22 protein-coding genes are annotated in these 21,528 nt (G+C 66.1%); 6 read left to right on the top strand and 16 right to left on the bottom strand.

Annotated features, from left to right (window positions below):
* Nucleotide 1: 1 nt before the first annotated feature.
* From VFG17_RS09975 to VFG17_RS09950, 6 genes are all read right to left on the bottom strand, one after another.
* A complete protein-coding gene (locus VFG17_RS09975) occupies nt 2-946 on the bottom strand; it encodes an alpha-E domain-containing protein (RefSeq protein ID WP_325029316.1) in 945 nt (314 codons plus the stop codon).
* 5 nt (nt 947-951) lie between these two features.
* Nucleotides 952-2,349 (bottom strand): circularly permuted type 2 ATP-grasp protein, encoded by a 1,398-nt coding sequence (locus VFG17_RS09970; protein ID WP_325029536.1) that lies wholly within the window; start codon nt 2,347-2,349, stop codon nt 952-954.
* Nucleotides 2,350-2,596: 247 nt separating this feature from the next.
* Nucleotides 2,597-5,332 carry a preprotein translocase subunit SecA gene (gene secA / locus VFG17_RS09965; protein ID WP_325029315.1) on the bottom strand — a complete coding sequence of 912 codons (2,736 nt, stop codon included), beginning with the start codon at nt 5,330-5,332 and terminating at the stop codon, nt 2,597-2,599.
* Nucleotides 5,333-5,444: 112 nt separating this feature from the next.
* A complete protein-coding gene (locus VFG17_RS09960) occupies nt 5,445-5,711 on the bottom strand; it encodes a hypothetical protein (RefSeq protein ID WP_325029314.1) in 267 nt (88 codons plus the stop codon).
* Between the two features lie 89 nt (nt 5,712-5,800).
* On the bottom strand, nt 5,801-6,799 hold the full coding sequence (locus tag VFG17_RS09955) for a TonB family protein (RefSeq protein WP_325029313.1): 999 nt from the start codon (nt 6,797-6,799) through the stop codon (nt 5,801-5,803).
* A gap of 9 nt (nt 6,800-6,808) precedes the next feature.
* Nucleotides 6,809-7,324 (bottom strand): hypothetical protein, encoded by a 516-nt coding sequence (locus tag VFG17_RS09950; RefSeq protein WP_325029312.1) that lies wholly within the window; start codon nt 7,322-7,324, stop codon nt 6,809-6,811.
* 110 nt (nt 7,325-7,434) lie between these two features.
* On the opposite strand from VFG17_RS09950, the gene VFG17_RS09945 reads away from it, so the two are divergent.
* On the top strand, nt 7,435-8,238 hold the full coding sequence (locus tag VFG17_RS09945) for an SDR family oxidoreductase (protein WP_325029311.1): 804 nt from the start codon (nt 7,435-7,437) through the stop codon (nt 8,236-8,238).
* A 171-nt stretch (nt 8,239-8,409) separates the two neighbouring features.
* On the opposite strand, the gene VFG17_RS09940 is transcribed toward VFG17_RS09945, so the two are convergent.
* Complete coding sequence (locus VFG17_RS09940; RefSeq protein ID WP_325029310.1) at nt 8,410-9,132, bottom strand: head GIN domain-containing protein; 723 nt, start codon at nt 9,130-9,132, stop codon at nt 8,410-8,412.
* Nucleotides 9,133-9,176: 44 nt separating this feature from the next.
* A complete protein-coding gene (locus VFG17_RS09935; protein WP_325029309.1) occupies nt 9,177-9,938 on the bottom strand; it encodes a head GIN domain-containing protein in 762 nt (253 codons plus the stop codon).
* Between the two features lie 119 nt (nt 9,939-10,057).
* On the opposite strand from VFG17_RS09935, the gene VFG17_RS09930 reads away from it, so the two are divergent.
* The 5 genes from VFG17_RS09930 to VFG17_RS09910 all read left to right on the top strand — a co-directional run bounded on the left by VFG17_RS09930 (nt 10,058) and on the right by VFG17_RS09910 (nt 14,946).
* The gene (locus VFG17_RS09930) at nt 10,058-10,534 is read left to right on the top strand and encodes a GreA/GreB family elongation factor (protein ID WP_325029308.1); all 477 of its coding nucleotides are present in this window, start codon (nt 10,058-10,060) and stop codon (nt 10,532-10,534) included.
* Nucleotides 10,531-10,710, top strand: coding sequence for a hypothetical protein (locus VFG17_RS09925; protein WP_054724496.1), 180 nt, complete (start codon nt 10,531-10,533; stop codon nt 10,708-10,710). The genes VFG17_RS09930 and VFG17_RS09925 overlap by 4 nt, the downstream gene beginning before the upstream one ends.
* A 7-nt stretch (nt 10,711-10,717) precedes the next feature.
* Nucleotides 10,718-11,890 carry an NAD(P)/FAD-dependent oxidoreductase gene (locus tag VFG17_RS09920; protein ID WP_325029307.1) on the top strand — a complete coding sequence of 391 codons (1,173 nt, stop codon included), beginning with the start codon at nt 10,718-10,720 and terminating at the stop codon, nt 11,888-11,890.
* A gap of 147 nt (nt 11,891-12,037) precedes the next feature.
* Complete coding sequence (locus tag VFG17_RS09915) at nt 12,038-13,861, top strand: DEAD/DEAH box helicase (protein WP_325029306.1); 1,824 nt, start codon at nt 12,038-12,040, stop codon at nt 13,859-13,861.
* Nucleotides 13,862-13,959: 98 nt separating this feature from the next.
* Nucleotides 13,960-14,946, top strand: coding sequence for a quinone oxidoreductase (locus VFG17_RS09910; protein ID WP_325029305.1), 987 nt, complete (start codon nt 13,960-13,962; stop codon nt 14,944-14,946).
* Nucleotides 14,947-15,026: 80 nt separating this feature from the next.
* Here the strand turns inward: VFG17_RS09910 and fghA are convergent, their stop codons facing one another.
* The 8 genes from fghA to VFG17_RS09870 form a co-directional block, all read right to left on the bottom strand.
* A complete protein-coding gene (fghA, locus tag VFG17_RS09905) occupies nt 15,027-15,875 on the bottom strand; it encodes an S-formylglutathione hydrolase (RefSeq protein ID WP_325029304.1) in 849 nt (282 codons plus the stop codon).
* Complete coding sequence (locus VFG17_RS09900; RefSeq protein ID WP_325029303.1) at nt 15,872-16,375, bottom strand: prolyl-tRNA synthetase associated domain-containing protein; 504 nt, start codon at nt 16,373-16,375, stop codon at nt 15,872-15,874. Before VFG17_RS09900 ends, fghA begins: the two co-directional genes overlap by 4 nt.
* Before the next feature lie 9 nt (nt 16,376-16,384).
* Entirely contained in the window at nt 16,385-16,765 is a 381-nt protein-coding gene (locus VFG17_RS09895; RefSeq protein WP_325029302.1) for a VOC family protein, read from the bottom strand.
* Nucleotides 16,766-16,866: 101 nt separating this feature from the next.
* Nucleotides 16,867-17,739 (bottom strand): formyltetrahydrofolate deformylase, encoded by an 873-nt coding sequence (purU, locus tag VFG17_RS09890; RefSeq protein WP_325029301.1) that lies wholly within the window; start codon nt 17,737-17,739, stop codon nt 16,867-16,869.
* Between the two features lies 1 nt (nt 17,740).
* Entirely contained in the window at nt 17,741-18,127 is a 387-nt protein-coding gene (locus VFG17_RS09885) for a VOC family protein (protein ID WP_325029300.1), read from the bottom strand.
* Between the two features lie 12 nt (nt 18,128-18,139).
* Nucleotides 18,140-19,252: an S-(hydroxymethyl)glutathione dehydrogenase/class III alcohol dehydrogenase gene (locus tag VFG17_RS09880; protein WP_325029299.1), complete on the bottom strand. Its 1,113-nt coding sequence runs from the start codon at nt 19,250-19,252 to the stop codon at nt 18,140-18,142.
* Between the two features lie 166 nt (nt 19,253-19,418).
* Complete coding sequence (locus VFG17_RS09875) at nt 19,419-20,798, bottom strand: L-serine ammonia-lyase (RefSeq protein ID WP_325029298.1); 1,380 nt, start codon at nt 20,796-20,798, stop codon at nt 19,419-19,421.
* Between the two features lie 112 nt (nt 20,799-20,910).
* Complete coding sequence (locus tag VFG17_RS09870) at nt 20,911-21,525, bottom strand: superoxide dismutase (RefSeq protein ID WP_325029297.1); 615 nt, start codon at nt 21,523-21,525, stop codon at nt 20,911-20,913.
* Nucleotides 21,526-21,528: the final 3 nt, after the last annotated feature.

Here is a 21,528-nt window from a genome sequence, read left to right as displayed (position 1 = left end):
GTTATTCCACAAAGCGGTAATCGCGCTCGATCTGCCGCGCGAGCGCGGCATTGGCGCGGAGGAAGTCGGTGATGAATTCGTGGAGCCCGCCGTCGAAGATCGACTGGATCGGGCGCGACAGCCGGTCGCGGTCGATCGCGGCGCCCAACCGGATCGCCTCGGTCTCCTCGCCATAACTGCGCTGGAGCAGCCCGAGATTGTCGTTCATCTGATCGCAGCAGAAAGCGAGGCTGCGCGGCATCTGTTTGTAGAGGATCAGAAATTCGGCGATTTTCAGCGCGCTGATTTCGGTTCCGTAGAGCCAGTGATAGGCGCGGTGCGCCGACACCGAGCGCAGGATCGTCTCCCACTGCACATTGTCGATCGAGCTGCCGATATGCGCAACCGACGGCAGCAGCAGATAATATTTGACGTCGAGGATGCGCGCGGTGTTGTCGGCGCGCTCGAGAAAGGTGCCGAGCCGCGCAAAATTATAGCCGTCGTTGCGCAGCATCGTGCCCGAAAAAGTCCCGCCGACCTGCGCGCTCTGCCGCCGGATCGCCGCGAGCACGTCGGGCAAATCATCCTCGCGCACCTGCCGCTTGAGCAGCGCGCCGAGCGTCATCCAGCTCGTGTTGACCGCCTCCCACACCTCGCGGGTCATATAGGTGCGCGCGGTGCGCGCATTGTCGCGTGCGCGCTTGACCACCGACAGGATGCTCGACGGATTGGCGGGATCACGCAGCAGAAAATCGACGACGCGCTGCGAGGTATAATCCTCGCCATGCGCCTGCCGGAACGCGAGATCCTGCCCCGCGGTGACGAGCACCGACCGCCATTCCGACCGCGCGGTGCTCGACCGCGTCAGCGCGATGCGAAACCCCGCGTCGATCAATCGCGCGTTGTTTTCGCTCCGTTCGAGATAGCGCGCCATCCAATAGAGGCTGCCGGCTGTTTTCCCCAGCATCGCCGTCAGTCCTCCAGGACCCAGGTGTCTTTGGTGCCGCCGCCCTGGCTCGAATTGACGACCAGCGACCCCTTGCGCATCGCGACGCGCGTCAGCCCCCCCGGAGTAATCCGGATCCCCTGCGGCGACATCAGGACGAAAGGCCGCAAGTCGACGTGGCGCGGCGCGAGCCCCGCCTTGGTGAAGATCGGCACGGTCGAGAGCGATAAGGTCGGCTGCGCGATATAATTGCGCGGGTTCGCCTCCAGCTTGGCGCGGAACGCCGCAATCTCCTTCTTGCTCGCCGCCGGGCCGACGAGCATCCCGTATCCACCCGATCCGTGGACCTCCTTCACCACCAGTTCGGGCAGCCGGTCGAGCACCTCGCGCAGATGCTCGGGCTCCGAACAGCGCCAGGTCGGCACATTGGGCAGCAACGCCTTCTCGCCCGTGTAGAATTCGATGATGTCGGGCATATAGCTATAAAGCGCCTTGTCGTCGGCGATACCGGTGCCGGGCGCGTTGGCGATGGTGATCGCGCCCGCGCGATAGGCGTCCCAGATCCCCGGTACCCCGAGCACCGAATCCGGCCGGAAGTTCAGCGGATCGAGGAAATCGTCGTCGACGCGGCGATAGAGGACGTCGATCGGCGTATAGCCCTGCGTCGTGCGCATCGCGACGCGGCCATCGACGACGCGCAAATCATGCCCCTCGACCAGCTCGGCGCCCATCTGGTCGGCGAGGAAGCTGTGCTCGAAATAGGCGCTGTTGTGGATGCCCGGGGTGAGCACTGCGACGGTCGGCGTGCCGTTGCAGGCGGGCGGCGCGCATGCCGCGAGCGACTTCAGGAGGTTGAGCGGATAGTCACCGACCTCGCGCACCGCAATCTTCGCGAACAGCTCGGGAAACATCTGGAGCATCGTCTCGCGATTCTCGAGCATGTAGGAGACGCCCGACGGCGTGCGCGCATTATCTTCGAGTACATAATATTCGTCGGCGCCGGTGCGCACGATGTCGATGCCGCTGATGTGCGTATAGACGCCGCCCGGCGGGTCCATGCCCATCATCATCGGCAGGAAGGCCTCGTTGCGCGAAATCAGCTCGACCGGCACACGGCCCGCGCGCAAAATCTCCTGCCGGTGATAGATGTCGTGGAGGAAGGCGTTCAATGCGCGCACGCGCTGTTCGATCCCGCGCGACAGGCGCCGCCATTCGCTCGCCGCGATGATCCGCGGCACGACGTCGAAGGGGATCAGCCGCTCGTCGGCTTCATCCTCGCCATAGACGTTGAAGGTGATGCCGGTGGTGCGGAAAAAGGCCTCGGCCTGCTGCGTCTTACGCTGGATGCGCGCCGCATCCTCGCGTCCGAACCAGTCCGAATATTCGCGATAGGGCGACCGGACCTCGCCTCCCTGTCCGGTCATCTCGTCGAAAAAATGAATGCGCCAGCCCTTTCCACGCAACACGCCACCGGTCCGGCCGCGATGCTTCGGGCGTGCGCGGCCCCTTAGTTCCTGCCTGCTGCGTCGCTTGTCTGGCTACGCGGCCGTCAAGCTTATGAAGGCGATGCTAATCGCGCCCGCTCACCTTGGCAAGCGGGCTTGTGGGGCCGATTGATACGGTAACATCAAGGGCTTGCCGCGCGCCCGAGAGCGCGCGGCGGACAGCAGATCAGATCGCCCCGTGGCAATGCTTGTACTTGCGCCCCGAACCACAGGGGCACGGCGCGTTGCGGCTGATTTCCAGCGCAGCATAGGGATTTTCGCCCTCGGGCATGTCGGGTTTGGGCACCTGCATCGGCGGCAGCGTATTCGCGATCACGCCGAGCGCCCCCGCGTCGATGTCGCCGCTGTTGTCCTCGCCGGTGAACGGGTCGATATGCGTCGTCAGGAAATCGGGCAGATCGGGAAGCGGCATCGGCTCGGGCTCTTCGAAGCGCAGGTCGATCCGCGCCACGGTGCGCGTCACATCCTCGCGGATGTTCGACAACATGCGCTCGAACAGCGCGAAGGCTTCCTGCTTATATTCGTTGATCGGCTGCTTCTGCGCATAGGCGCGCAGGAACACGACCTGGCGCAGCGCGTCGAGGGTCGAGAGATGCTCTTTCCAGTGATGGTCGAGCGTCTGGAGCAGGATCGACTTTTCGATCCCCTTCCACGTCTCGGCATCGACGAGGCCCGCCTTCTCGGCGGCGACCGCGTCGGCCGCCTGCTGGATGCGCTCCTCGAAGATTTCGGCGTCGACCGCATCTTCCTGCATCCAGTCGTCGATCGGCGGGGCGAGGTCGAGGATGTTGGCGACGCGCTCCTTCATCGCCTCGACGTCCCATTGTTCGGGATAGCTGCCCGGGGGGCACGCGTCGGCGACGATCGAGTTGACCGTCTCGGCGCGCATCGCCGTCATCACCTCGTCGACGGTCTCGCTATCGATGATCTCGCCGCGCTGTTCGTAGATCACCTTGCGCTGGTCGTTCATGACGTTGTCATATTCGACGACCTGCTTGCGGATGTCGTAGTTGCGCGCCTCGACCTTCTTCTGCGCGGTCTCGATCGCCTTCGACAGCCACTTCGACCCGATCGCCTCGCCATCCTCCAGATTCTTGTTCATCATCTTGGAAAACAGCGTGTCGGGGCCGAAGATGCGCAAAAGGTCGTCGTCGAGGCAGAGGTAGAATTTCGACAGGCCGGGGTCGCCCTGACGCCCCGAGCGGCCGCGCAGCTGGTTGTCGATGCGGCGGCTTTCGTGGCGCTCGGTCGCGAGCACGAACAGCCCGCCCGCGGCCTTCACCGCTTCGCGCTCGGCGGCGACTTCGGCCTGAATGCGCGCGATCGCGGCGTCGCGCTCGGGGCCTTCGGGCAGATCCTTCAGCTCATCGTCGATGCGGAATTCCTCGTTGCCGCCGAGTTTGATGTCGGTGCCGCGGCCCGCCATGTTGGTCGCGATGGTGACCGCGCCGGTGCGGCCCGCCTGCGCGACGATATGCGCTTCGCTCTCGTGGAAGCGCGCGTTCAAAACACTGTGCGGCACGCCTTCCTTTTCGAGGTAAGACGACAAAAGCTCCGACTTTTCGATCGACACGGTGCCGACGAGCACCGGCTGACCGCGCTCGTTCGCCTCGCGGATCGTCTTGGCGATCGCGCCAAACTTGTCGGTGATATTCTTGTAAAACTCGTCTTCGTCGTCCACGCGCGCGATCGGGCGGTTGGTCGGAATGTTTACGACATTCATCTTGTAGATATCGAAGAATTCGGCCGCTTCGGTCGCCGCGGTGCCGGTCATGCCCGACAGCTTCGGATACATGCGGAAATAATTCTGGAAGGTGATCGACGCGAGAGTCTGGTTCTCGGGCTCGATCTGCACGCCCTCCTTCGCCTCGACCGCCTGGTGCAGGCCGTCGGACCAGCGGCGCCCGTCCATCATGCGGCCGGTGAACTCGTCGATGATCACGACCTTGCCGTCCTTGACGATATAGTCGGTGTCGATCCGGAACATCTGGATCGCCTTCAGCGCCTGGTTGACGTGATGGACGACCTGGGTGTTTTCGATGTCGTAGAGATTGTTGCCCTGAAGCAGCCCCGCGGCCTCCAGTAACCGCTCCACATGCTCGGTGCCGTCTTCGGTCAGGCTGATCGACTTGGACTTTTCGTCCTTCTCATAATCCTCTTCGCCGAGTTGGAGGACGACCTCGTTGACGCGGATATAAAGCTCGGACTTGTCGTCGGTCGGGCCCGAGATGATCAGCGGGGTGCGCGCTTCGTCGATCAGGATCGAGTCGACCTCGTCGACGATGCCGAAATTGAATTCGCGGTGGACCATCTGCGCGCGATCGAACTTCATATTGTCGCGGAGGTAATCGAAGCCGAGCTCGTTGTTCGTCGCATAGGTGATGTCGCTGTTATAGGCGTCGCGGCGCTGCGTCTCGTTGAGGTTCGGGACGATGATCCCGGTCGTCAGGCCGAGGAAGCCGTAGACGGTGCCCATCCATTCGGCGTCGCGGCGCGCGAGATAGTCGTTGACGGTGACGACATGGACCCCCTTGCCCTCGAGCGCATTGAGATAGCAGGGCAGCGTCGCCATCAGCGTCTTGCCCTCGCCCGTCGCCATTTCGGCGATCTCGCCGCGATGAAGGACGACGCCGCCGACCATCTGCACATCGAAATGGCGCATCCCAAGCGTGCGGACCGCGGCCTCGCGCACCGTGGCAAAGGCTTCGGGCAGAATATCGTCGAGCGTTTCGCCGGCCGCGAGCTGGTCGCGGAACTTCTGCGTCTGCGCCTGCAGCCCGGCATCGTCGAGCGCCTGCATCGCGGGTTCGAAGGCGTTGATTTTGTCGACGATCTTGCGGATCGAGGTGACATAGCGGTCGTTGGACGAGCCGAACAGGCTCTTGGCAAGGCCAGAAAACATCGAATTTTCCTTGGAAATGAGAATGAAGTGGCGGCATTTTCGAGCCGCGAATATTATGAAACAGGGCCCCATCGCGGGGCGGCGCGCTCAAAAAGGCGCGAAGGAGCCGGCGCTATTCGAGCGCGCGGTCGCTTCCGGTCAACAGGCCGGGAAGATGCGGCGGAGCCGCCTTGCGCGGCTTGCCGCTGCCGCTCGAGGTGCGGCGGGGCGGTGTATTGGTGGTCGGGCGGCGCTCGCTGTCGCTCGCTTCGGTCTTGCCCGTCGTTTCGGCCAGCAGGACCAGCGCCCCCATCGCCGCCGGAACGGCAGGCGCGGCAACGGCCCGGTCGGCGGTCGCCAGGCCGGTCAGCAATGCCAAAAGGGTCAAAAACAACCGCAAGAATCGCCCCTCTTTACGTCCGGAGCGTGGAATATTGCGCCCCGTTCCCTGAACATAGGGTGAAAGTGGCGCCGCGTCCAGCGTTCCCGCTATTCGGCCGCGGCGGGCGCATCCTCGATCGTCAGGTCGCTGCGCATGATCACGCGCTTCGCGACCGGCTTGCCGTCGGCGCCGGTGAAAGGCGAATAGCGCGTCTGCCGCCCGATCATGTCACATGGGGTCAAACCGTTCGGCGCGGCGCCGAATTTGCCCGTGTTCGAATAGCGGCAATCCTGAACGCGACCGTCGGCCCCGACCAATATCGTCATCGTCGCGCTGCCCGGCTCGCCCATCGGAAAGCCCGGATCGGGCGCCATCGATACGCCGTCGCCGCCTTCCCGCGCCTCGCCCGGCAGCGACCAACGGAATTTTGCCGCGAGCACGCCTCTGGTCGGCTTGCCGTCGCTGTCGAGCGCCGGCGAGAATTTGCCCTCGCTGCGCATCAAGGCGCACGCCGCATCGTCGAGCGCGGCCGACAGGCTGCTTTCGTTGACCTTGCACCCCGAAACCCGCCCGGCGCTGTCGACGGTCAGCTCCATATGGACGGTGCCCTGTTCGCGCGCGGCGAGCGCGGCGGGCGGATAATGGGCGGCGGGATCGATCCGTGTGAAAGCATCGTCGGGGATCGCGCCGCGCGGCCAGCTTTCCAGCGCCGGATCGAGCCCGAAGCCAGCGACCTCCACCGCATGGCCGCCGCCCTCTGGGATCTGCCAGCGGATCCGGTTGCTATAGGTTCCGCCCGCCGCCTCGCCGCGCGCGCCCCGCCCCGGCGTGAAGCGCGCGCGCTCCATGATCAATCGGCAGGTTTCGGCGTCGAGGTCGGCATGCCCGCTCGGCGCGGTGATTTCGCAGCCGGTGGGCAGGCCGTCGGTCCCGATCGTCAGTTTGAACCCAGTCGTCCCTTCGCGCTCCTCGCGCATCGCGCTCGCCGGATAATCATCGCTCGTAACCCAGCTTCCCGGATTGGTCGCCGGCGCGAGCCCCGTTTCGGCGCCCCCCTCTTGGGCCGGCGCGCCCTGCATCGCCAGCAACAACATCATCGTCAGCATCGTGCCCCCCTATTCAAGCCCCGGATTCAGCCCCTTTACCTCTATAAGAAAGCTCTTGGGCTTCTTGAACAATTTGCTCTTGCGATTGACCTGCAAGCCCACGACTTCGGCCAACTCCATCACGAAATGGACGCAATTGCGCTTGTTCAGGCTGTAGCTCGGCTGCTCGCGGTCGCGCCATTCGGCGACCTTCGCCAAAATCCGGCCATAGGTCGCATCGTCGACCGTCACGTCGAACTGGCGGTCGCTCTTTTCGATATAGTCGGGTTTCGACGATTCGACCTTGCCCTTAACCGACCCGAACAGGATCGCGGGGCTGACCGAAACCGCCGTGAAGCCGTAATTGGCGTCGACCACCTCGCCCGTCGCATCGAGCGTGCCCTTCATCACGATGAAACCGTGCGGAAAGCGATCGCCGAAATCATGGCTGTAAAAGCTCACGACCACTTCGGCGCGCGCCGGGGTCGTGAAACCCGCGCACAGCATCAGCAGCGACAGGAGGATCAAGCGAAGGCCGCGGGTCATCCCCGCCCTCTTAGCCAGCACCCCCCGATCTTGCCAAGCCGCGATTGCCGCTTGACCGCGGCGCCGACTTCGCATCATGTCTCATTGACATCAATGTAAGGAGGGAGCGGATGGCACGGAAGGCGATTTTCATCACCGGGGGCGGATCGGGCATCGGCCGCGCGGTCGCGCGCCATTTCGCCGGGCAGGGCTGGTTCGTCGGCATCGCCGATGTCAACCGCACCGGGATCGACGAGACCGCGGCGCTGCTCCCCGAAGGCGCCTCCTCGCGCCATGTGATGGACGTGCGCGACCGCGACCAGTGGAAGGCCGCGCTCGACGAATTCGCCACGGCGAGCGGCGGCCGCCTCGACGTTCTCTTCAACAACGCCGGCATCGGATCGGGCGGGCAGTTCATGGAGATGGCGCCGGACGAGGCCGACCGGCTGATCGCGATCAATTTCGGCGGGGTCGTCAACGGCATCTATATGGCGCTGCCGCTGCTCAAGGCGACGCCGGGGTCGGCGATCCTCAACACCGGATCGGCGTCGGGCTTCTATGGCGTCGCGGGCCTCGCGGTCTATTCGGCGACCAAATTCGCGGTACGCGGGCTGACCGAGGCGCTCGAGATCGAATTCGCCAAGCACGGCATCAAGGTGCGATCGCTGATGCCCGGCTTCATCGATACGCCGCTGCTCGATCAGGTCAGCGCCGACAGCAACGAACCCGCGCGCACCCGCCTGTCGGCGAGCGGGTTCGAGATCTCGCCGGTCGAGGATGTCGCACGCGCGGCATGGGACGCGGTGCACGGCGACCGCGTGCATATGCCCGTCGGCAAGATGGCCAGGCGGCTGTCGCGCATCGCGCGCTGGTTCCCGGGATTGATCGTGCGCCAGTCGAAGAAGATCGACGGGCTGGGCACCGCGGGGCATTGAGGCGCGGCGGCGGTTTTGGGGTGTGGTAAGCGGACGGTCCAAATATTCGTCATTCCCGCGAAAGCGGGAACCCAGTCTGGGATCAGCCTACGCACGCTCTGGGTCCCCGCTTTCGCGGGGATGACGAAGTAAAGAGGCAAGCGGCCGCTCCCGGTCGAAAGTCGCCCGAGCCTATTTCCCCGACCCGCAGGTCACCGATCCGCTGCCGACATTGCGCACCGTGCACACCGGCCGCCCGAGCACGACGACCTTGCCGATCCCGCGCGCGGTGACCGCGGCGCTCTTGACCGCGTGGAGGATGTGATCGCCCGCGCCTTCGCTGTCGCTGATCAGTTCGCCCACCTCCAGCGCGCCGGCATCGACCATCCCCGCGCCCGACAGGGTCATGCGCGCGGTCTTGGCGGCGCCGCCGAGCGTCATCGTGCCGTTGCCGATCATCGCCACCTGCAGCCGGTCGGCCGCTATCGCGCCGACGGTCAATTGCCCGGGACCGCGCAGGCCGACCATCGCGCGCTGCCCCTTGAGCGTGTCGATGCGGAGCGAGCCGGCGCCGGCGAGCGTCGCGCTGTTCAGATGGGCGGCGTTGACGCGAACCGTCACCGGCCCGTGCGGCCGCCGCCGCTTTTCATCGCCCGCGAACTGGCGCTGGCTGATCACCAGCCGGCCGTCGCGGCTTTCGAGGCTCAGCCGGTCGAGCGCGTCCTGCGGCCCCGTCGCCACCGCGCTGACGGGCGCGCGCGTCACCACCTCGACCGCGACGTCGGCATTGACCTCGATCGTCTCGAAACTGGTGAGACCGAACCGCTTCTCGGCCGCCGACGCCGGGCCGGCGGCCAGAAGCAGGGCGGCGAGGACGGGGGTCGCGCGCGCGGCGCATCGCAAGGCGTGGGTCATACCCGCCGTCTTAGCGTTGCGCCGCCGCCGCCGCCAGCCCGGCGTCAGTTGCAGGTCGCGGTGCCCGAACCGAGCTTGCGCGTCGTGCAAGCCGCGCCGCCGGTCAGCGTGACGTCGCCCGAACCGAGGATGCGGATGCCGGCCTTGCCGGTCGCCTGCGTGTCGACATTGCCCGACCCGGTGATCGAGACGTCGAGGTCGCGCGCGACGAGCGCTTCGGCATCGACGTCGCCCGATCCGGTGACGCTGATATCGCCCGACTCGATGTTGCCGCCGCCGATCTCGATATCGCCCGATCCCGAAACCTCGATCTCGGCGCTCTTGCCCGTCAGCTTCGCGATCTTGAGGTCGCCCGATCCCGTCACCGCGGCTTCGACCGCGTCGCCATCGACGCTGTCGGCGTCGATCGACGCCGATCCGGTCAGGCGGAGCTTGTCGAGCCGGGGCATGGTGATCGCGATATCGAGATCGTCGTCGCGGAGCGAAAGATAGGAGCCGTCACGCTTGCGGCCGATCGACAATTGCGAGCCGTCGACCTTGATCTCGAGCCGGTCGAGCACTTCCTGGCGCCCGCGTGCGACGATCGAGAAACTGTCACCCCGACGCACGGTGACGTCGTCGGGGCCCGTAACCTCGACCCCGGTGAAGCCGGTCAGATCGAAACTCTGCGTGGTGATCGGGCCGACGCTGGCGGGCGGGCCATCCCGCTCGGCTTGCCGCTCGGCCTGCTGCTCGTCCTTCGGTGCCGTGCCGTTGCATCCCGTCACGAGCGCCAGCGGCAGGATCGCCATCGTCCAGTTACGCATCGAAAATCTCCTTCGTGTGTTATGCACGTAACACACACTCGGCCCGGCTGTCCAGTGCAAGCCGCCATCTTGTCGCCACCTTCGTGGCCCAGAGGCGCAAATCCTTCAGGAAAGAGACGATGAGCGTAGCCTTTCGCCGCGAGAGCGACGACGAACATAAAGAACCCGCGTTCGAACTCCCGATTCCGGTCGGGCCGAACCTCGTCACCCCGCGCGGGCTCCGCCTGCTCGGCGAGGAGGTCGTGCGCATCGAGGCCGCGATCGCCGCCGAAACCGACGAGGAGGCGCGCAAGAAATTGCAGCGCCGGCTGCGCTATTTCCACACGCGCCAAGCGACCGCCGAGGTGCAGGCGCCCCCCGCGGGCGGCAACACCGGCATCGGCAGCCGCGTGACCTATCGGCTGAACAAGGTCGAAAAGACGATTACCATCGTCGGCGGGGACGAGGCCGACCCGGCGCTGGGCACCATCGCCTTTTTCGCCCCGCTCGCCCGCGCGCTGATGGGGGCAGAGGCAGGCGAGAGCGTCGAATATCAGGATCGCGAGGATGCGATCTTTATCCTTTCCGTCGAAACCGATCCGGAGACGCAGGCATGAAAGACAAGTTCGAGCGTCACAAGCAGCCGTGGACCGCGGCCGAGATCGACAAGCTCCACACGCTCGCGAAAAAGGGCATGGCGCTGAAAGCGATCGCCAAGGCGCTGACGCGCAGCGAGGAATCGGTGAAGGTCCGCGCCAAGGCCGACGGCCTTTCGATCGCGAAGCTGCACTAGGCCTTTCATGACCGTCCCCGATTATGACGCCATCGTGCTGGGTGCCGGCGCGGCCGGGCTGATGTGCGCCGCGGTCGCGGGGCAAAGGGGGCGGCGCGTCCTGCTGCTCGATCATGCCGAGCAGGTGGGCAAGAAAATCCTGATCTCGGGCGGCGGACGGTGCAATTTCACCAACATCCACGCCGCGCCCGACCGCTTCCTCTCGGCGAACCCGCATTTCGCCAAGTCGGCGCTCGCGCGCTATACCGCCGCCGATTTCATCGATCTGGTGAACGCTTACGGGATCGCGCATCACGAAAAGACGCTCGGCCAGCTTTTCTGCGACGGATCGGCGAAACAGATCGTCGCGATGCTGCTCGACGAATGCGCAAAGGGCGGCGTCGACGTCCGCTGCGGCCAGCCGGTGCGCGAGGTGGCGCATGGCGACGGCGGTTTCCGCGTGCAATTTGGCGACCAGTGCTTCGCCGCCGCCAACCTCGTCATCGCGACCGGCGGGCCGTCGATTCCGAAAATGGGCGCGAGCGGCTTCGCCTATGACCTCGCGCGCCAGTTCGGGCTGAAGGTCGTCGAGCCGCGCCCCGCGCTCGTCCCGCTGACGCTCGGCGGCGACGATGTGCTGTTCCGCGACCTGTCGGGGGTTGCGACCCCGGTCGAAGCGCGCGCGGGCAAGGCCGCTTTCCGTGAGGCCGCGCTCTTCACGCACAAGGGCCTTTCGGGGCCCGCGATCCTTCAGGTCAGCAGCTATTGGCGGCACGGCGAGCCGGTGACGATCGACTTCCTTCCCGATGCGGCGCCGGACTGGCTGCTCGAAGCCAAGCGCGCGCGGCCGCGGGCGACGCTGGCGTCGGTGCTCGCACTTCCCGACCGCCTCGCCCAGACGCTCGCCGACCGCCTCGCGCTGGCCGGCGAACTCGGCGCGCAGACCGACCGCAAGCTCGCCGAGGCCGGCGCGCGCCTCAAGCGCTGGTCGTTCCACCCCAATGGCACCGAGGGCTTCGCCAAGGCCGAGGTCACCGTCGGGGGAATTTCGACCGCAAATCTGTCGTCGCAAACAATGATGGCCAAAAGCGTTCCCGGCCTGTATGCGGTCGGCGAAGCCGTGGACGTCACCGGGTGGCTGGGCGGCTATAATTTTCAATGGGCCTGGGCCAGCGGATACGCGGCGGGTCAGGCCCTTTAGGAAAAACCCACATATTTCCTCGTCATGCTGAACCGGTTTCAGCATCCACGACCCAATTGCCGGACTCGGGCGATAGACCCGAGCCGAATCCCGGGCGGCGAAGAAGCAAACTACGGCGCCTTTGCCGTCCAGGATAAGAAGAACAAAATGCCTTTCGAACATCTCTCGCCCGTCCTTGCGGACGCCCTCACCGCGCGCGGCTATGAAGCGCTCACCCCCGTTCAGACGCAGGTCACCGAGGCCGAAGCCAAAGGCCGCGATCTGCTCGTTTCGGCGCAGACCGGCTCGGGCAAGACCGTCGCCTTCGGCCTCGCGATGGCCGATGAGTTGATCGAGGGCGAGCGCCTGCCCTTTGCCACCTCGCCGCTCGCGCTGATCGTCGCGCCGACCCGCGAACTCGCGCTGCAGGTCAGCCGCGAACTCGGCTGGCTCTATGCCAAGGCCGGCGCCCGCATCGCGACCTGCGTCGGCGGCATGGATGCCAGCAAGGAACGCCGCGCGCTCGGGCAAGGCGTGCAGATCGTCGTCGGCACGCCGGGGCGCCTGCGCGATCACCTCGAACGCGGCGCGCTCGACCTCACCGCGCTGCGCGTCGCCGTGCTCGACGAGGCCGACGAAATGCTCGACATGGGCTTTCGCGACGACCTCGAGGAAATTCTCGACGGAACTCCCGCAACGCGCCGCACGCTTCTCTTCTCGGCGACGCTTCCCAAGCCGATCGTCCAGCTCGCCAAGCGTTACCAGCAGGATGCGCTGCGCATCTCGACCGTCGGCGAGGACCGCGGCCATGGCGACATCGCCTATCAGGCGGTGACCGTTGCGCCCGCCGACATCGAGGGCGCGGTCGTCAACCTGCTCCGACTGCACGATGCCGAAACCGCGATGCTGTTCTGCGCGACGCGCGACAATGTCCGCCGCCTCCACGCCAGCCTTGTCGAGCGCGGTTTCGCCGCGGTCGCCTTGTCGGGCGAGCATAGCCAGAATGAGCGCAACGCCGCGCTGCAGGCGCTGCGCGACCGCCGCGCCAAGGTCTGCGTCGCGACCGACGTCGCCGCGCGCGGCATCGATCTGCCAACGCTCAGCCTCGTCATCCACGTCGAAATCCCGCGCGACGCCGAGGCGCTCCAGCACCGTTCGGGCCGCACCGGCCGCGCGGGCAAAAAGGGCACCGCGGTCATCATCGTCCCCTATCCGCGCCGCCGCCGCGTCGACGGCATGCTGCGCGGCGCGCGCATCAACGCCGAATGGATGGACGCACCGACCGCCGCCGATGTGCGGGCGCGCGATCAGGAACGGCTGATGGAGAAATTGCTCACCCCCGTCGAGCATGAGCCTGAGGATCTGGAACTCGCGCAGCGCCTGATGGCCGAGCGCGCACCCGAAGACATTGCCGCATCGCTCGTCCAGGCGCACCGCGCGCTGATGCCGCCGCCCGAGGATCTGCTCGACAACGGCCCGCGCGGCCGCGAGCGTCCCGAACGCGGCGAGCGCGGCGAGCGGTTCGAACGCCCTGAACGCGGCGGCGGCGAGCGCCGCGACGGCTTCGAGGACAGCGTCTGGTTCCGCCTCAACATCGGCCGCCACCAGAATGCCGATCCGCGCTGGATCCTGCCCTTGCTCTGCCGCCGCGGCCATGTGAGCAAGAACGAGATCGGCGCGATCCGCATCGGGCCGAAGGAAACGATGTTCAATATCCCGCGCGCGATCGCCGACCGCTTCGCCGAAGCCGTGGTGCGCACCGCGAACCAGGACGGCGAGGACGACAGCGGCGTGTCGATCACGCCCGCGCCCGACGGCCCCACCTATCCGCCGCGCCGCGACAAAGGCCCGCGCGATGGCGCTCCGCGCGGCGCGCCGGGCGGCCATCGTGCAGGTCCACGCGGGCCGCGTGGCTCGGGCGGTCCCGGCGGCAACACCGAACGCTACAAGCCCAAGCCATACGGCCAGCGCAGCCCGCGTCGCCCCAAATGAGTTGATCCCCTCCCCTTTGCGGGAGGGGCTTTCATCGCACCGCCCTTGCGCTCTCTGCTCCGGCCCACCAGATGGACCGGACAGCAGGAGAGCGGCGCATGCAGGCGATTGAGGCTTTCATCGAAAAGCAGGGCGGTCCCGAGGTCATCGACTGGCGGACCGTGACGCTCGCCGATCCCGACCCCGGACAGGTGCTCGTGCGCCAGACCGCGGTCGGGCTCAACTATATCGACACCTATCACCGCGACGGCACCTATCCGGTCGAGCTTCCGGGCGGGCTCGGCGTCGAGGCGGCGGGCGAGGTGATCGCGATCGGCGCCGACGTCCACGGCCTCCGGCCCGGCGACCGCGTCGCGACCTTCGGGCCGCAGCGGAGCGCCTATGCGTCGGCGCGGCTCGTTCCCGCGTCCTCGCTGTTCAAGCTGCCGCCCGGGATCGACGACGAAACCGCCGCCGCCGCGCTGCTCAAGGCGTGCACCGTCGAAGCGCTCGTCGAACGCTGCGCCAAGGTCGAAGCGGGCGCGACCGTGCTCGTCCATGCCGCCGCCGGCGGGGTCGGGCTGATCCTCGTCCAATGGCTGAAGGCGATCGGCGCGACCGTCATCGGCACCGTCAGCACCGAAGCCAAGGAGCATGCTGCGCGCGAAGCCGGCGCCGACCATGTCATCCGCTACAAACAGGATGACGTCGCCGCGCACGTCCGCGAAATCACCGACGGCCAAGGCGTTCCCGTCACCTTCGACGGCATCGGCATGGCGACCTGGGCGACCTCGCTGAAGGCGACCGCGCGGCGCGGGCTGATCGTCAGCTATGGCAATGCCGGTGGTCCGGTGACCGGCGTCAACCTCGGCATCCTCGCGCAGCACGGGTCGCAGTTCGTGACGCGCCCGACGCTTTTCGATTATTATCACCTGCCCGGCGAACGCGCCGCGGGCGCCGCGCGCGTGTTCGAGATGATCGAAAGCGGCGCGGTGAAGATCACCGTCGGGCAGCGTTATTCGCTGGAGGATGCGGCCAGGGCGCACGCCGATCTGGAGGCGGGGCGCACGACGGGATCGACGCTGCTGATTCCGGAGCACGCCTAATTGTCGCCCCCGCGCAGGCGGGGGCCGCTGGCAGCATAGCGTAAGGTCGATAGCGGCCCCCGCTTGCGCGGGGGCGACGATCAAGCCTTCAACCGCTCCGCGTGCCACGCGACATGCTCGGCCATGAAGGTCGAGATGAAATAATAGCTGTGGTCATAGCCCGGCTGCATCCGGATTTCGGCCTTCTGCCCCGCGCGTTCGCACGCGCCGACGAGGAGGTCGGTCCTGAGCTGCTCGGCGAGAAAATTATCGGCCTCGCCCTGATCGATGAGCAGGTCGGGCACGCGCAGCCCCTGATCGAGCAGCGCGCACGCGTCATAGGCGTGCCAATCCTCGCGGTCGTCGCCGAGATAGCCGCCCAGCGCCTTCTCGCCCCACGGGCACTGCGACGGCGCAACGATCGGCGAAAAGGCCGACACCGAGCGGAAGCGGTCCTGCCCGCGCAGCCCGATCGTCAGCGCGCCATGCCCGCCCATCGAATGGCCGGTGATCCCCTGCCGCGTCAGGTCGGCGCTCGCGAAATTGCGCAGCACCAGCGACGGCAGCTCGTCCTCGATGTACGAGCGCATCCGGTAATGTTTCGCCCAGGGTTCGGCGGTCGCGTCGACATAAAAGCCCGCGCCGAGCCCGAAATCATAGGCCGCATCGGGGTCGTCCGGCACGTCTTCGCCGCGCGGGCTGGTATCGGGCGCGATGAAGATCACGCCCTGCTCGGCACAGGCGGCGCGATATTCGCCCTTCTCCATCACATTGGCGTGGGTGCAGGTCAGCCCCGACAGATACCAGAGCACGGGGAGCTTCGCGCCGCCGTCATGGTCGGGGACATAGACCGCGAAGGTCATGTCGGTGCCGGTAGTCGTGCTCGCATGCTTGTAGACGCCTTGCGTGCCGCCATGGCTGCGAACGGTGGAAAGGGTTTCGATGGTCATGCGGGGTCCTGAACGGGGATGGGTGCGACGAGCGGCCGATGTCCCCAATGACGCAAGAGGTCGAGGATCGTTCCGCCCGAAAGGCCCAACGTGCCGGTATTGCGGAGCGGATGGACGTTCACCGTCTCCGCCGCGGCGAGCCCCTCGTCGAGCACGACGGTAAGGCTTCCCGGCGGAGCGTTGATCGCCGCCAGAGGCGTCACCGATCCCGGCGAAATGCCGAGCAACCGCTCCATATCCCCGGCCTTGCCGAAGCTCACCCGCTTGCTGCCGATCGCGGCGGGCAAGGCCTTCAGGTCAACGCGCGCCTCCGACGGCACGGTGACGAGCCAATAAGCGCCGCCATTGTCCTTGAGGAACAGATTTTTGGTATGCGCGCCCGGAATGGCGGCGTTCACCGCGTCGCTCTCGGCGACGGTGAACACCGCTTCATGCTCATGTGCGGCGAAGGGGATGGCGAGCGCGCCAAGGTCCGCCAGCAATCCCGCTTCGCCACGCATGATTATTCCTCAGACGACGCGGTGAAGCGCGCAAAGCTTGTTGCCCGACGGATCGCGCAGATAGGCGAGATACATCGCGCCGAAGCCGCCTTCGCGAATGCCCGGCGGGTCTTCGATCGAGGTGCCGCCATTTTCGACGCCCGCCTTGTGCCATGCGTCGGCCTGTTCGGGGCCGTCCATCGCAAAGCCGATCGTGCAGCCGTTGCCGATGGTCGCGGGCTGACCGTCGATAGGCTCGCCGACGAGGAACAGCCCACCGTTGTGAATATAGATCAGGCGTCCCTTGTCGTCGGTGATCGCGGGCTTGCCGCCGATCGCCTGAAAGGTCGCGTCATAGAATTTCTTCGACGCCTCGATGTCGTTCGATCCGACCATATTGTGACTGTACACGGCTTTGGCTCCTCCTGATTCTGGTTGCGAATCGATACCTACTCCGCCCGCCGGTGCAGGACCAGCCACGATAACGGCCCTTGTTCACCGAAAATGACGAACTAGCGAAATACCACCGTCTTGCGGCCGTCGATCAGCACGCGCTGCTCGGCGACCCAGCGCACCGCGCGCGCGAGCACCTGCGCTTCGGTATCGCGGCCGATGCGGATCAGTTCGTCGACGCCGTCGCGGTGATCGACGCGCTCGACCGCCTGTTCGATGATCGGCCCCTCGTCGAGATCGCTCGTCACGAAATGCGCGGTCGCGCCGATCAGCTTGACCCCGCGCTCGTGCGCACGGTGATAGGGTTTCGCGCCCTTGAAGCCCGGCAGGAAGCTGTGATGGATGTTGATGCAGCGGCCCGCGAGCTTTGCCGACAAATCCTGCGACAGCACCTGCATATAGCGTGCGAGGACGAGATATTCCGCCCCGCCGCGCGCCATCACGTCGAGGATCGCAGCTTCCTGTTCGGCGCGATTGTCGTTGCTCACCGGCAGATAGTGGAAGGGCACGCCGTGCCATTCGGAAAGCCGTCGCTGCGCCTCGTGATTCGACACGACACCGACCACGTCGATCGCGAGATTGCCCGTCGACCAGCGGTGGAGCAGGTCGTTGAGGCAATGGCTGCCCTGCGACACCGCGATCACGAAGCGCGGCTTGGCGGCGGTATCGCTGATCCGCGCATCCATCGCGAAGCGCGCGATGACCGGCGCGAAAGCGTCCTGCACGCCCGCCAGTCCCGCGGGAAAGCGCGGCCCTTCGCCGCGAAACTCGACGCGCATGAAAAAGCGCCCCGAATCGAGATCGGCATATTGCTGGCTGTCGAGGATGAAGCCGTCGCGCTCCGCGAGCAGCCCCGTCACCGCCGCGACGATCCCGACCGCGTCGGCGCAGCTGAAGGTCAGCACATAGGCGGGGCCATTCTCGCCGGTCATGTCAGCCCGAAATCTTGTGCGTGGCGCAGAGCTTGTTGCCGGCGGGATCGCGCAGATAGGCGAGGTAGACGACACGCCCTTCGGTCGCTTGGCGGACGCCCGGCGGGTCTTCCGCCGTCGTGCCGCCGTTCGCGACCCCCGCGGCGTGCCAGGCATCGACCGCGTCGGTCGACGGCGCGAGGAAGCCCAAAGTATGTCCGTTTCCGCAGGCGGCGGTTTCGCCGTTCACCGGATGGGTGACGATCAGCCGCCCGCCGTCGTGCATGTAAATCAGCCGTCCGCGCTCGTCGATCACGCCCGCAGGCGCGCCGAATATGCCCAGAACCGCGTCGTAGAACCGCTTGCTCGCCGCGATGTCATCCGACCCCAGCGCCACATGACTGAACATGACGTGCCTTCCTCAGTAAACGACGACGCTGCGGATGCTCTCGCCCGCATGCATCAGGTCGAAGCCCTTGTTGATCTCCTCGAGCCCCATGACGTGGGTGATCATCGGGTCGATCTCGATCTTGCCCTGCATATACATGTCGACGATCTTCGGCACGTCGGTGCGGCCCTTGGCGCCGCCGAACGCGGTGCCGCGCCAGTTGCGCCCGGTGACCAACTGAAAGGGACGCGTCGCGATTTCCTTGCCCGCCTCGGCGACGCCGATGATGATCGAGGTGCCCCAGCCGCGGTGGCACGCTTCCAAGGCAATGCGCATCACTTCGGTGTTGCCGGTCGCATCGAACGTATAGTCGGCGCCGCCGTCGGTCATCTGGACGATCGCCGCGACGACATCCTCGCGGCTCATGCCCTTGGAGTTGAGGAACTCGGTCATGCCGAACTTGCGGCCCCATGCCTCGCGATCGGGGTTGATATCGACGCCGATGATCCGGTTCGCACCCGCGAGCCGCGCGCCCTGGATCACGTTGAGCCCGATGCCGCCGAGCCCGAAGACAACGACATTGTCGCCGACCTGCACTTTTGCCGTGTTGATGACCGCGCCGACGCCGGTGGTGACGCCGCAGCCGATGTAGCAGCTCGACTGGAACGGCGCGTCCTCGCGGATCTTCGCGACCGCGATCTCGGGCAGCACGGTGAAGTTGGAGAAGGTCGAGCAGCCCATATAATGGAAGATCGGCTGGCCCTTATAGCTGAACCGCGTCGTGCCGTCGGGCATCAGCCCCTTGCCCTGCGTGGCGCGGATCGCGGTGCAGAGGTTGGTCTTGCCGCTGAGGCAGCTTTTGCACTGGCGGCATTCGGGGGTGTAGAGCGGGATCACATGATCGCCGGGCTTCACGCTGGCGACGCCCGCGCCGACCTCGCGCACAACGCCCGCGCCCTCATGCCCCAGCACGCTCGGAAAGATGCCCTCGCTGTCGAAACCGTCGAGCGTGTAAGCGTCGGTATGGCAGATGCCGGTCGCCATGATTTCGACCAGCACCTCGCCCGCCTTCGGGCCTTCGAGGTCGAGTTCGACGATTTCGAGCGGCTTCTTCGCTTCGAACGCAACGGCGGCGCGGGTCTTCATGGGCGGTCTCCTTCTCGGCGCTCCCAATCAGACAAACAGGGCGGCAATGCAAGATGCGAGCGTCTAATCCTCGTCATCCCGGACTTGATCCGGGATCCATTCACGCGACGTTTGGAAGAATGGATCCCGGATCAAGTCCGGGATGACGATTAAAGAAACGTCGCGCTCAACATTCCACCACGCTGACCGCCAGCCCGCCCTTCGACGTTTCTTTATATTTGTCGCGCATGTCGCGGCCGGTCTGCAGCATCGTTGCGATCACCGTGTCGAGGCTCACGACATGCGTGCCGTCGCCGATCATCGCGATGCGGCTGGCGTCGATCGCCTTGATCGCGCCCATCGCGTTGCGCTCGATGCACGGAATCTGCACCAGCCCGCCGATCGGGTCGCAGGTGAGGCCGAGATTATGCTCCATGCCGATCTCGGCGGCATTCTCGACCTGCGCGTTGGTGCCGCCGAGCGCCGCGGTCAGCCCCGCCGCGGCCATCGAGCAAGCGACGCCGACTTCGCCCTGGCAGCCGACCTCGGCGCCCGAAATGCTGGCGTTGCGCTTGTAGAGCGCGCCGACCGCGCCCGCGGCGAGCAGGAAGGTGCGCACGCCCTTGGCGTCGCCGCGATAGCTGCGCCGATAATAGCGGATCACGGCCGGGATGATCCCCGCCGCGCCATTGGTCGGCGCGGTGACGACCTTGCCGCCCGCGGCATTTTCCTCGTTCACCGCCATCGCCCACAGGTTGATCCAGTCCATCATCGCCATCGGATCGGACAGATTCTGCTCGTGGCGGCTGCGAATGTCGGCGGCGATCTGCGGCGCGCGGCGCTTGACCTTGAGCCCGCCGGGAAGGACGCCCGTGCTCGAGCAGCCCGCGTCGATCGACGCGTCCATCGCCTCAGCAACAGCGTCGAGCCCCGCCTCGACCTCCGCAAGGCTGCGGTGCGCGAGTTCATTCTCGAGCATCATTTCGGCGAAGCTCTTGCCCGACGCCGCGCCCATGCTCAGCAGGTCGGCGCCCGAGGTGAAGGCGAAGGGCAGTTCGACCTCGTCCTCGGCGCCGCGGCTGTTGCGCCCCGCCTCGTCCTCGTCGACGACGAAGCCGCCGCCGATCGAGAAATACATGCGCTTGGCGAGAATCTCGCCGTCACCGTCGCGCGCGGTGAAGCTCAGGGCATTGCTGTGAAACGGCTGGCGCTGCTTCATCTGGAAATGAAGGTCGGTCGCCGGCTGGAAGCGCACGCGCTGGCGGCCGAGCAGATAGAGGAAGCCTTCGCTCGTCGCGCGGTCCCAATGCGCCTTGATCGCGGCAAGGCTGGTCGAGGCGGGGATTTCGCCCGCGAGCCCCGCGACGACCGCGGTGTCGGCGGCGTGGCCCTTCCCCGTCAGCGCGAGCGAGCCGTAAAGGTCGGCTTCGACATGCACGGTCTTCGCGAGCAGGCCCTGCCCGTCGAGCCAGACGGTGAAACGGCGCGCCGCGACCATCGGGCCCACCGTATGCGAGCTCGAGGGACCGACACCGATTTTGAAAAGTTCGAACAGGCTGATCGTCATGGCGGCGCTATAGGAGCATCGCGATCATCGGGATAGGCCCGCGCGGGCCAATTTTCGTTACGGCAAAGAGGAAAATCCTCCCCATGCCTTCAGCACAGGGAGGATCAACAGATTACGCCGGATAGGTCCAGGTCGACTCGCGCGCGAAATTCTCCGCGGCGAAATCCCAGTTGAGCAGCTCGTCGACCACCGCGTCGACATAGGCCGGGCGCAGATTCTTGCGGTCGATGTAATAGGCATGCTCCCACACGTCGATCACGAGCAAAGGCTTGATGCCCGCAACGAGCTCGGTGCCCGCATCGTGGGTGTCGGTGACCGACAGCGTGCCGTCGCGCGAGACGAGCCACGCCCAGCCCGACGCGAAATGGTTGACCGCGGTTTCCTTGAGCTTCTTTTTCAGATCGTCGAGCGAACCGAAATCGCGCTCGATCGCGGCGAGGAGGTCGCCAGCGGGCTCGGTCTTCGACGGGCTCAGGCTTTCCCAATAGAAAGCGTGATTCCACGCCTGCGCGGCGTTGTTGAACAGGCCCTTGTTGCCCGACCCTTCGGCGTGATGGACGATTTCCTCGAGCGGCTTCGAGGCAAGGTCGGTGCCCTCGATCGCGGCGTTGGTCTTATCGACATAGGCCTTGTGGTGCTTGCCATGGTGCGTCGCCAGCGTGTCGGCCGAGATATGCGGTTCCAGCGCGTCCTGGGCGTACGGCAGGGGAGGATGGGCGATCGTCATGGC

Origin of the sequence: Sphingopyxis sp. (assembly GCF_035686825.1) — a bacterium.
Taxonomy (GTDB): domain Bacteria; phylum Pseudomonadota; class Alphaproteobacteria; order Sphingomonadales; family Sphingomonadaceae; genus Sphingopyxis.
The sequence above is the reverse complement of the archived record's forward strand: the minus strand, read 5'-3'. Positions and strand labels throughout refer to the sequence as shown.

Excerpts from the sequence above, each read along its gene's own strand:
- purU (WP_325029301.1), bottom strand. The coding sequence starts at position 17,739 with ATGACCGGCGAGAATGGCCCCGCCTATGTGCTGACCTTCAGCTGCGCC.
- VFG17_RS09900 (WP_325029303.1), bottom strand. The coding sequence starts at position 16,375 with ATGCGTGGCGAAGCGGGATTGCTGGCGGACCTTGGCGCGCTCGCCATC.
- VFG17_RS09945 (WP_325029311.1), top strand. The coding sequence starts at position 7,435 with ATGGCACGGAAGGCGATTTTCATCACCGGGGGCGGATCGGGCATCGGC.
- VFG17_RS09910 (WP_325029305.1), top strand. The coding sequence starts at position 13,960 with ATGCAGGCGATTGAGGCTTTCATCGAAAAGCAGGGCGGTCCCGAGGTC.
- VFG17_RS09915 (WP_325029306.1), top strand. The coding sequence starts at position 12,038 with ATGCCTTTCGAACATCTCTCGCCCGTCCTTGCGGACGCCCTCACCGCG.
- secA (WP_325029315.1), bottom strand. The coding sequence starts at position 5,332 with ATGTTTTCTGGCCTTGCCAAGAGCCTGTTCGGCTCGTCCAACGACCGC.
- VFG17_RS09870 (WP_325029297.1), bottom strand. The coding sequence starts at position 21,525 with ATGACGATCGCCCATCCTCCCCTGCCGTACGCCCAGGACGCGCTGGAA.
- VFG17_RS09930 (WP_325029308.1), top strand. The coding sequence starts at position 10,058 with ATGAGCGTAGCCTTTCGCCGCGAGAGCGACGACGAACATAAAGAACCC.
- VFG17_RS09935 (WP_325029309.1), bottom strand. The coding sequence starts at position 9,938 with ATGCGTAACTGGACGATGGCGATCCTGCCGCTGGCGCTCGTGACGGGA.
- VFG17_RS09880 (WP_325029299.1), bottom strand. The coding sequence starts at position 19,252 with ATGAAGACCCGCGCCGCCGTTGCGTTCGAAGCGAAGAAGCCGCTCGAA.
- VFG17_RS09925 (WP_054724496.1), top strand. The coding sequence starts at position 10,531 with ATGAAAGACAAGTTCGAGCGTCACAAGCAGCCGTGGACCGCGGCCGAG.
- VFG17_RS09875 (WP_325029298.1), bottom strand. The coding sequence starts at position 20,798 with ATGACGATCAGCCTGTTCGAACTTTTCAAAATCGGTGTCGGTCCCTCG.
- VFG17_RS09975 (WP_325029316.1), bottom strand. The coding sequence starts at position 946 with ATGCTGGGGAAAACAGCCGGCAGCCTCTATTGGATGGCGCGCTATCTC.
- fghA (WP_325029304.1), bottom strand. The coding sequence starts at position 15,875 with ATGACCATCGAAACCCTTTCCACCGTTCGCAGCCATGGCGGCACGCAA.
- VFG17_RS09885 (WP_325029300.1), bottom strand. The coding sequence starts at position 18,127 with ATGTTCAGTCATGTGGCGCTGGGGTCGGATGACATCGCGGCGAGCAAG.
- VFG17_RS09950 (WP_325029312.1), bottom strand. The coding sequence starts at position 7,324 with ATGACCCGCGGCCTTCGCTTGATCCTCCTGTCGCTGCTGATGCTGTGC.
- VFG17_RS09920 (WP_325029307.1), top strand. The coding sequence starts at position 10,718 with ATGACCGTCCCCGATTATGACGCCATCGTGCTGGGTGCCGGCGCGGCC.
- VFG17_RS09970 (WP_325029536.1), bottom strand. The coding sequence starts at position 2,349 with ATGACCGGACAGGGAGGCGAGGTCCGGTCGCCCTATCGCGAATATTCG.
- VFG17_RS09955 (WP_325029313.1), bottom strand. The coding sequence starts at position 6,799 with ATGCTGACGATGATGTTGTTGCTGGCGATGCAGGGCGCGCCGGCCCAA.
- VFG17_RS09940 (WP_325029310.1), bottom strand. The coding sequence starts at position 9,132 with ATGACCCACGCCTTGCGATGCGCCGCGCGCGCGACCCCCGTCCTCGCC.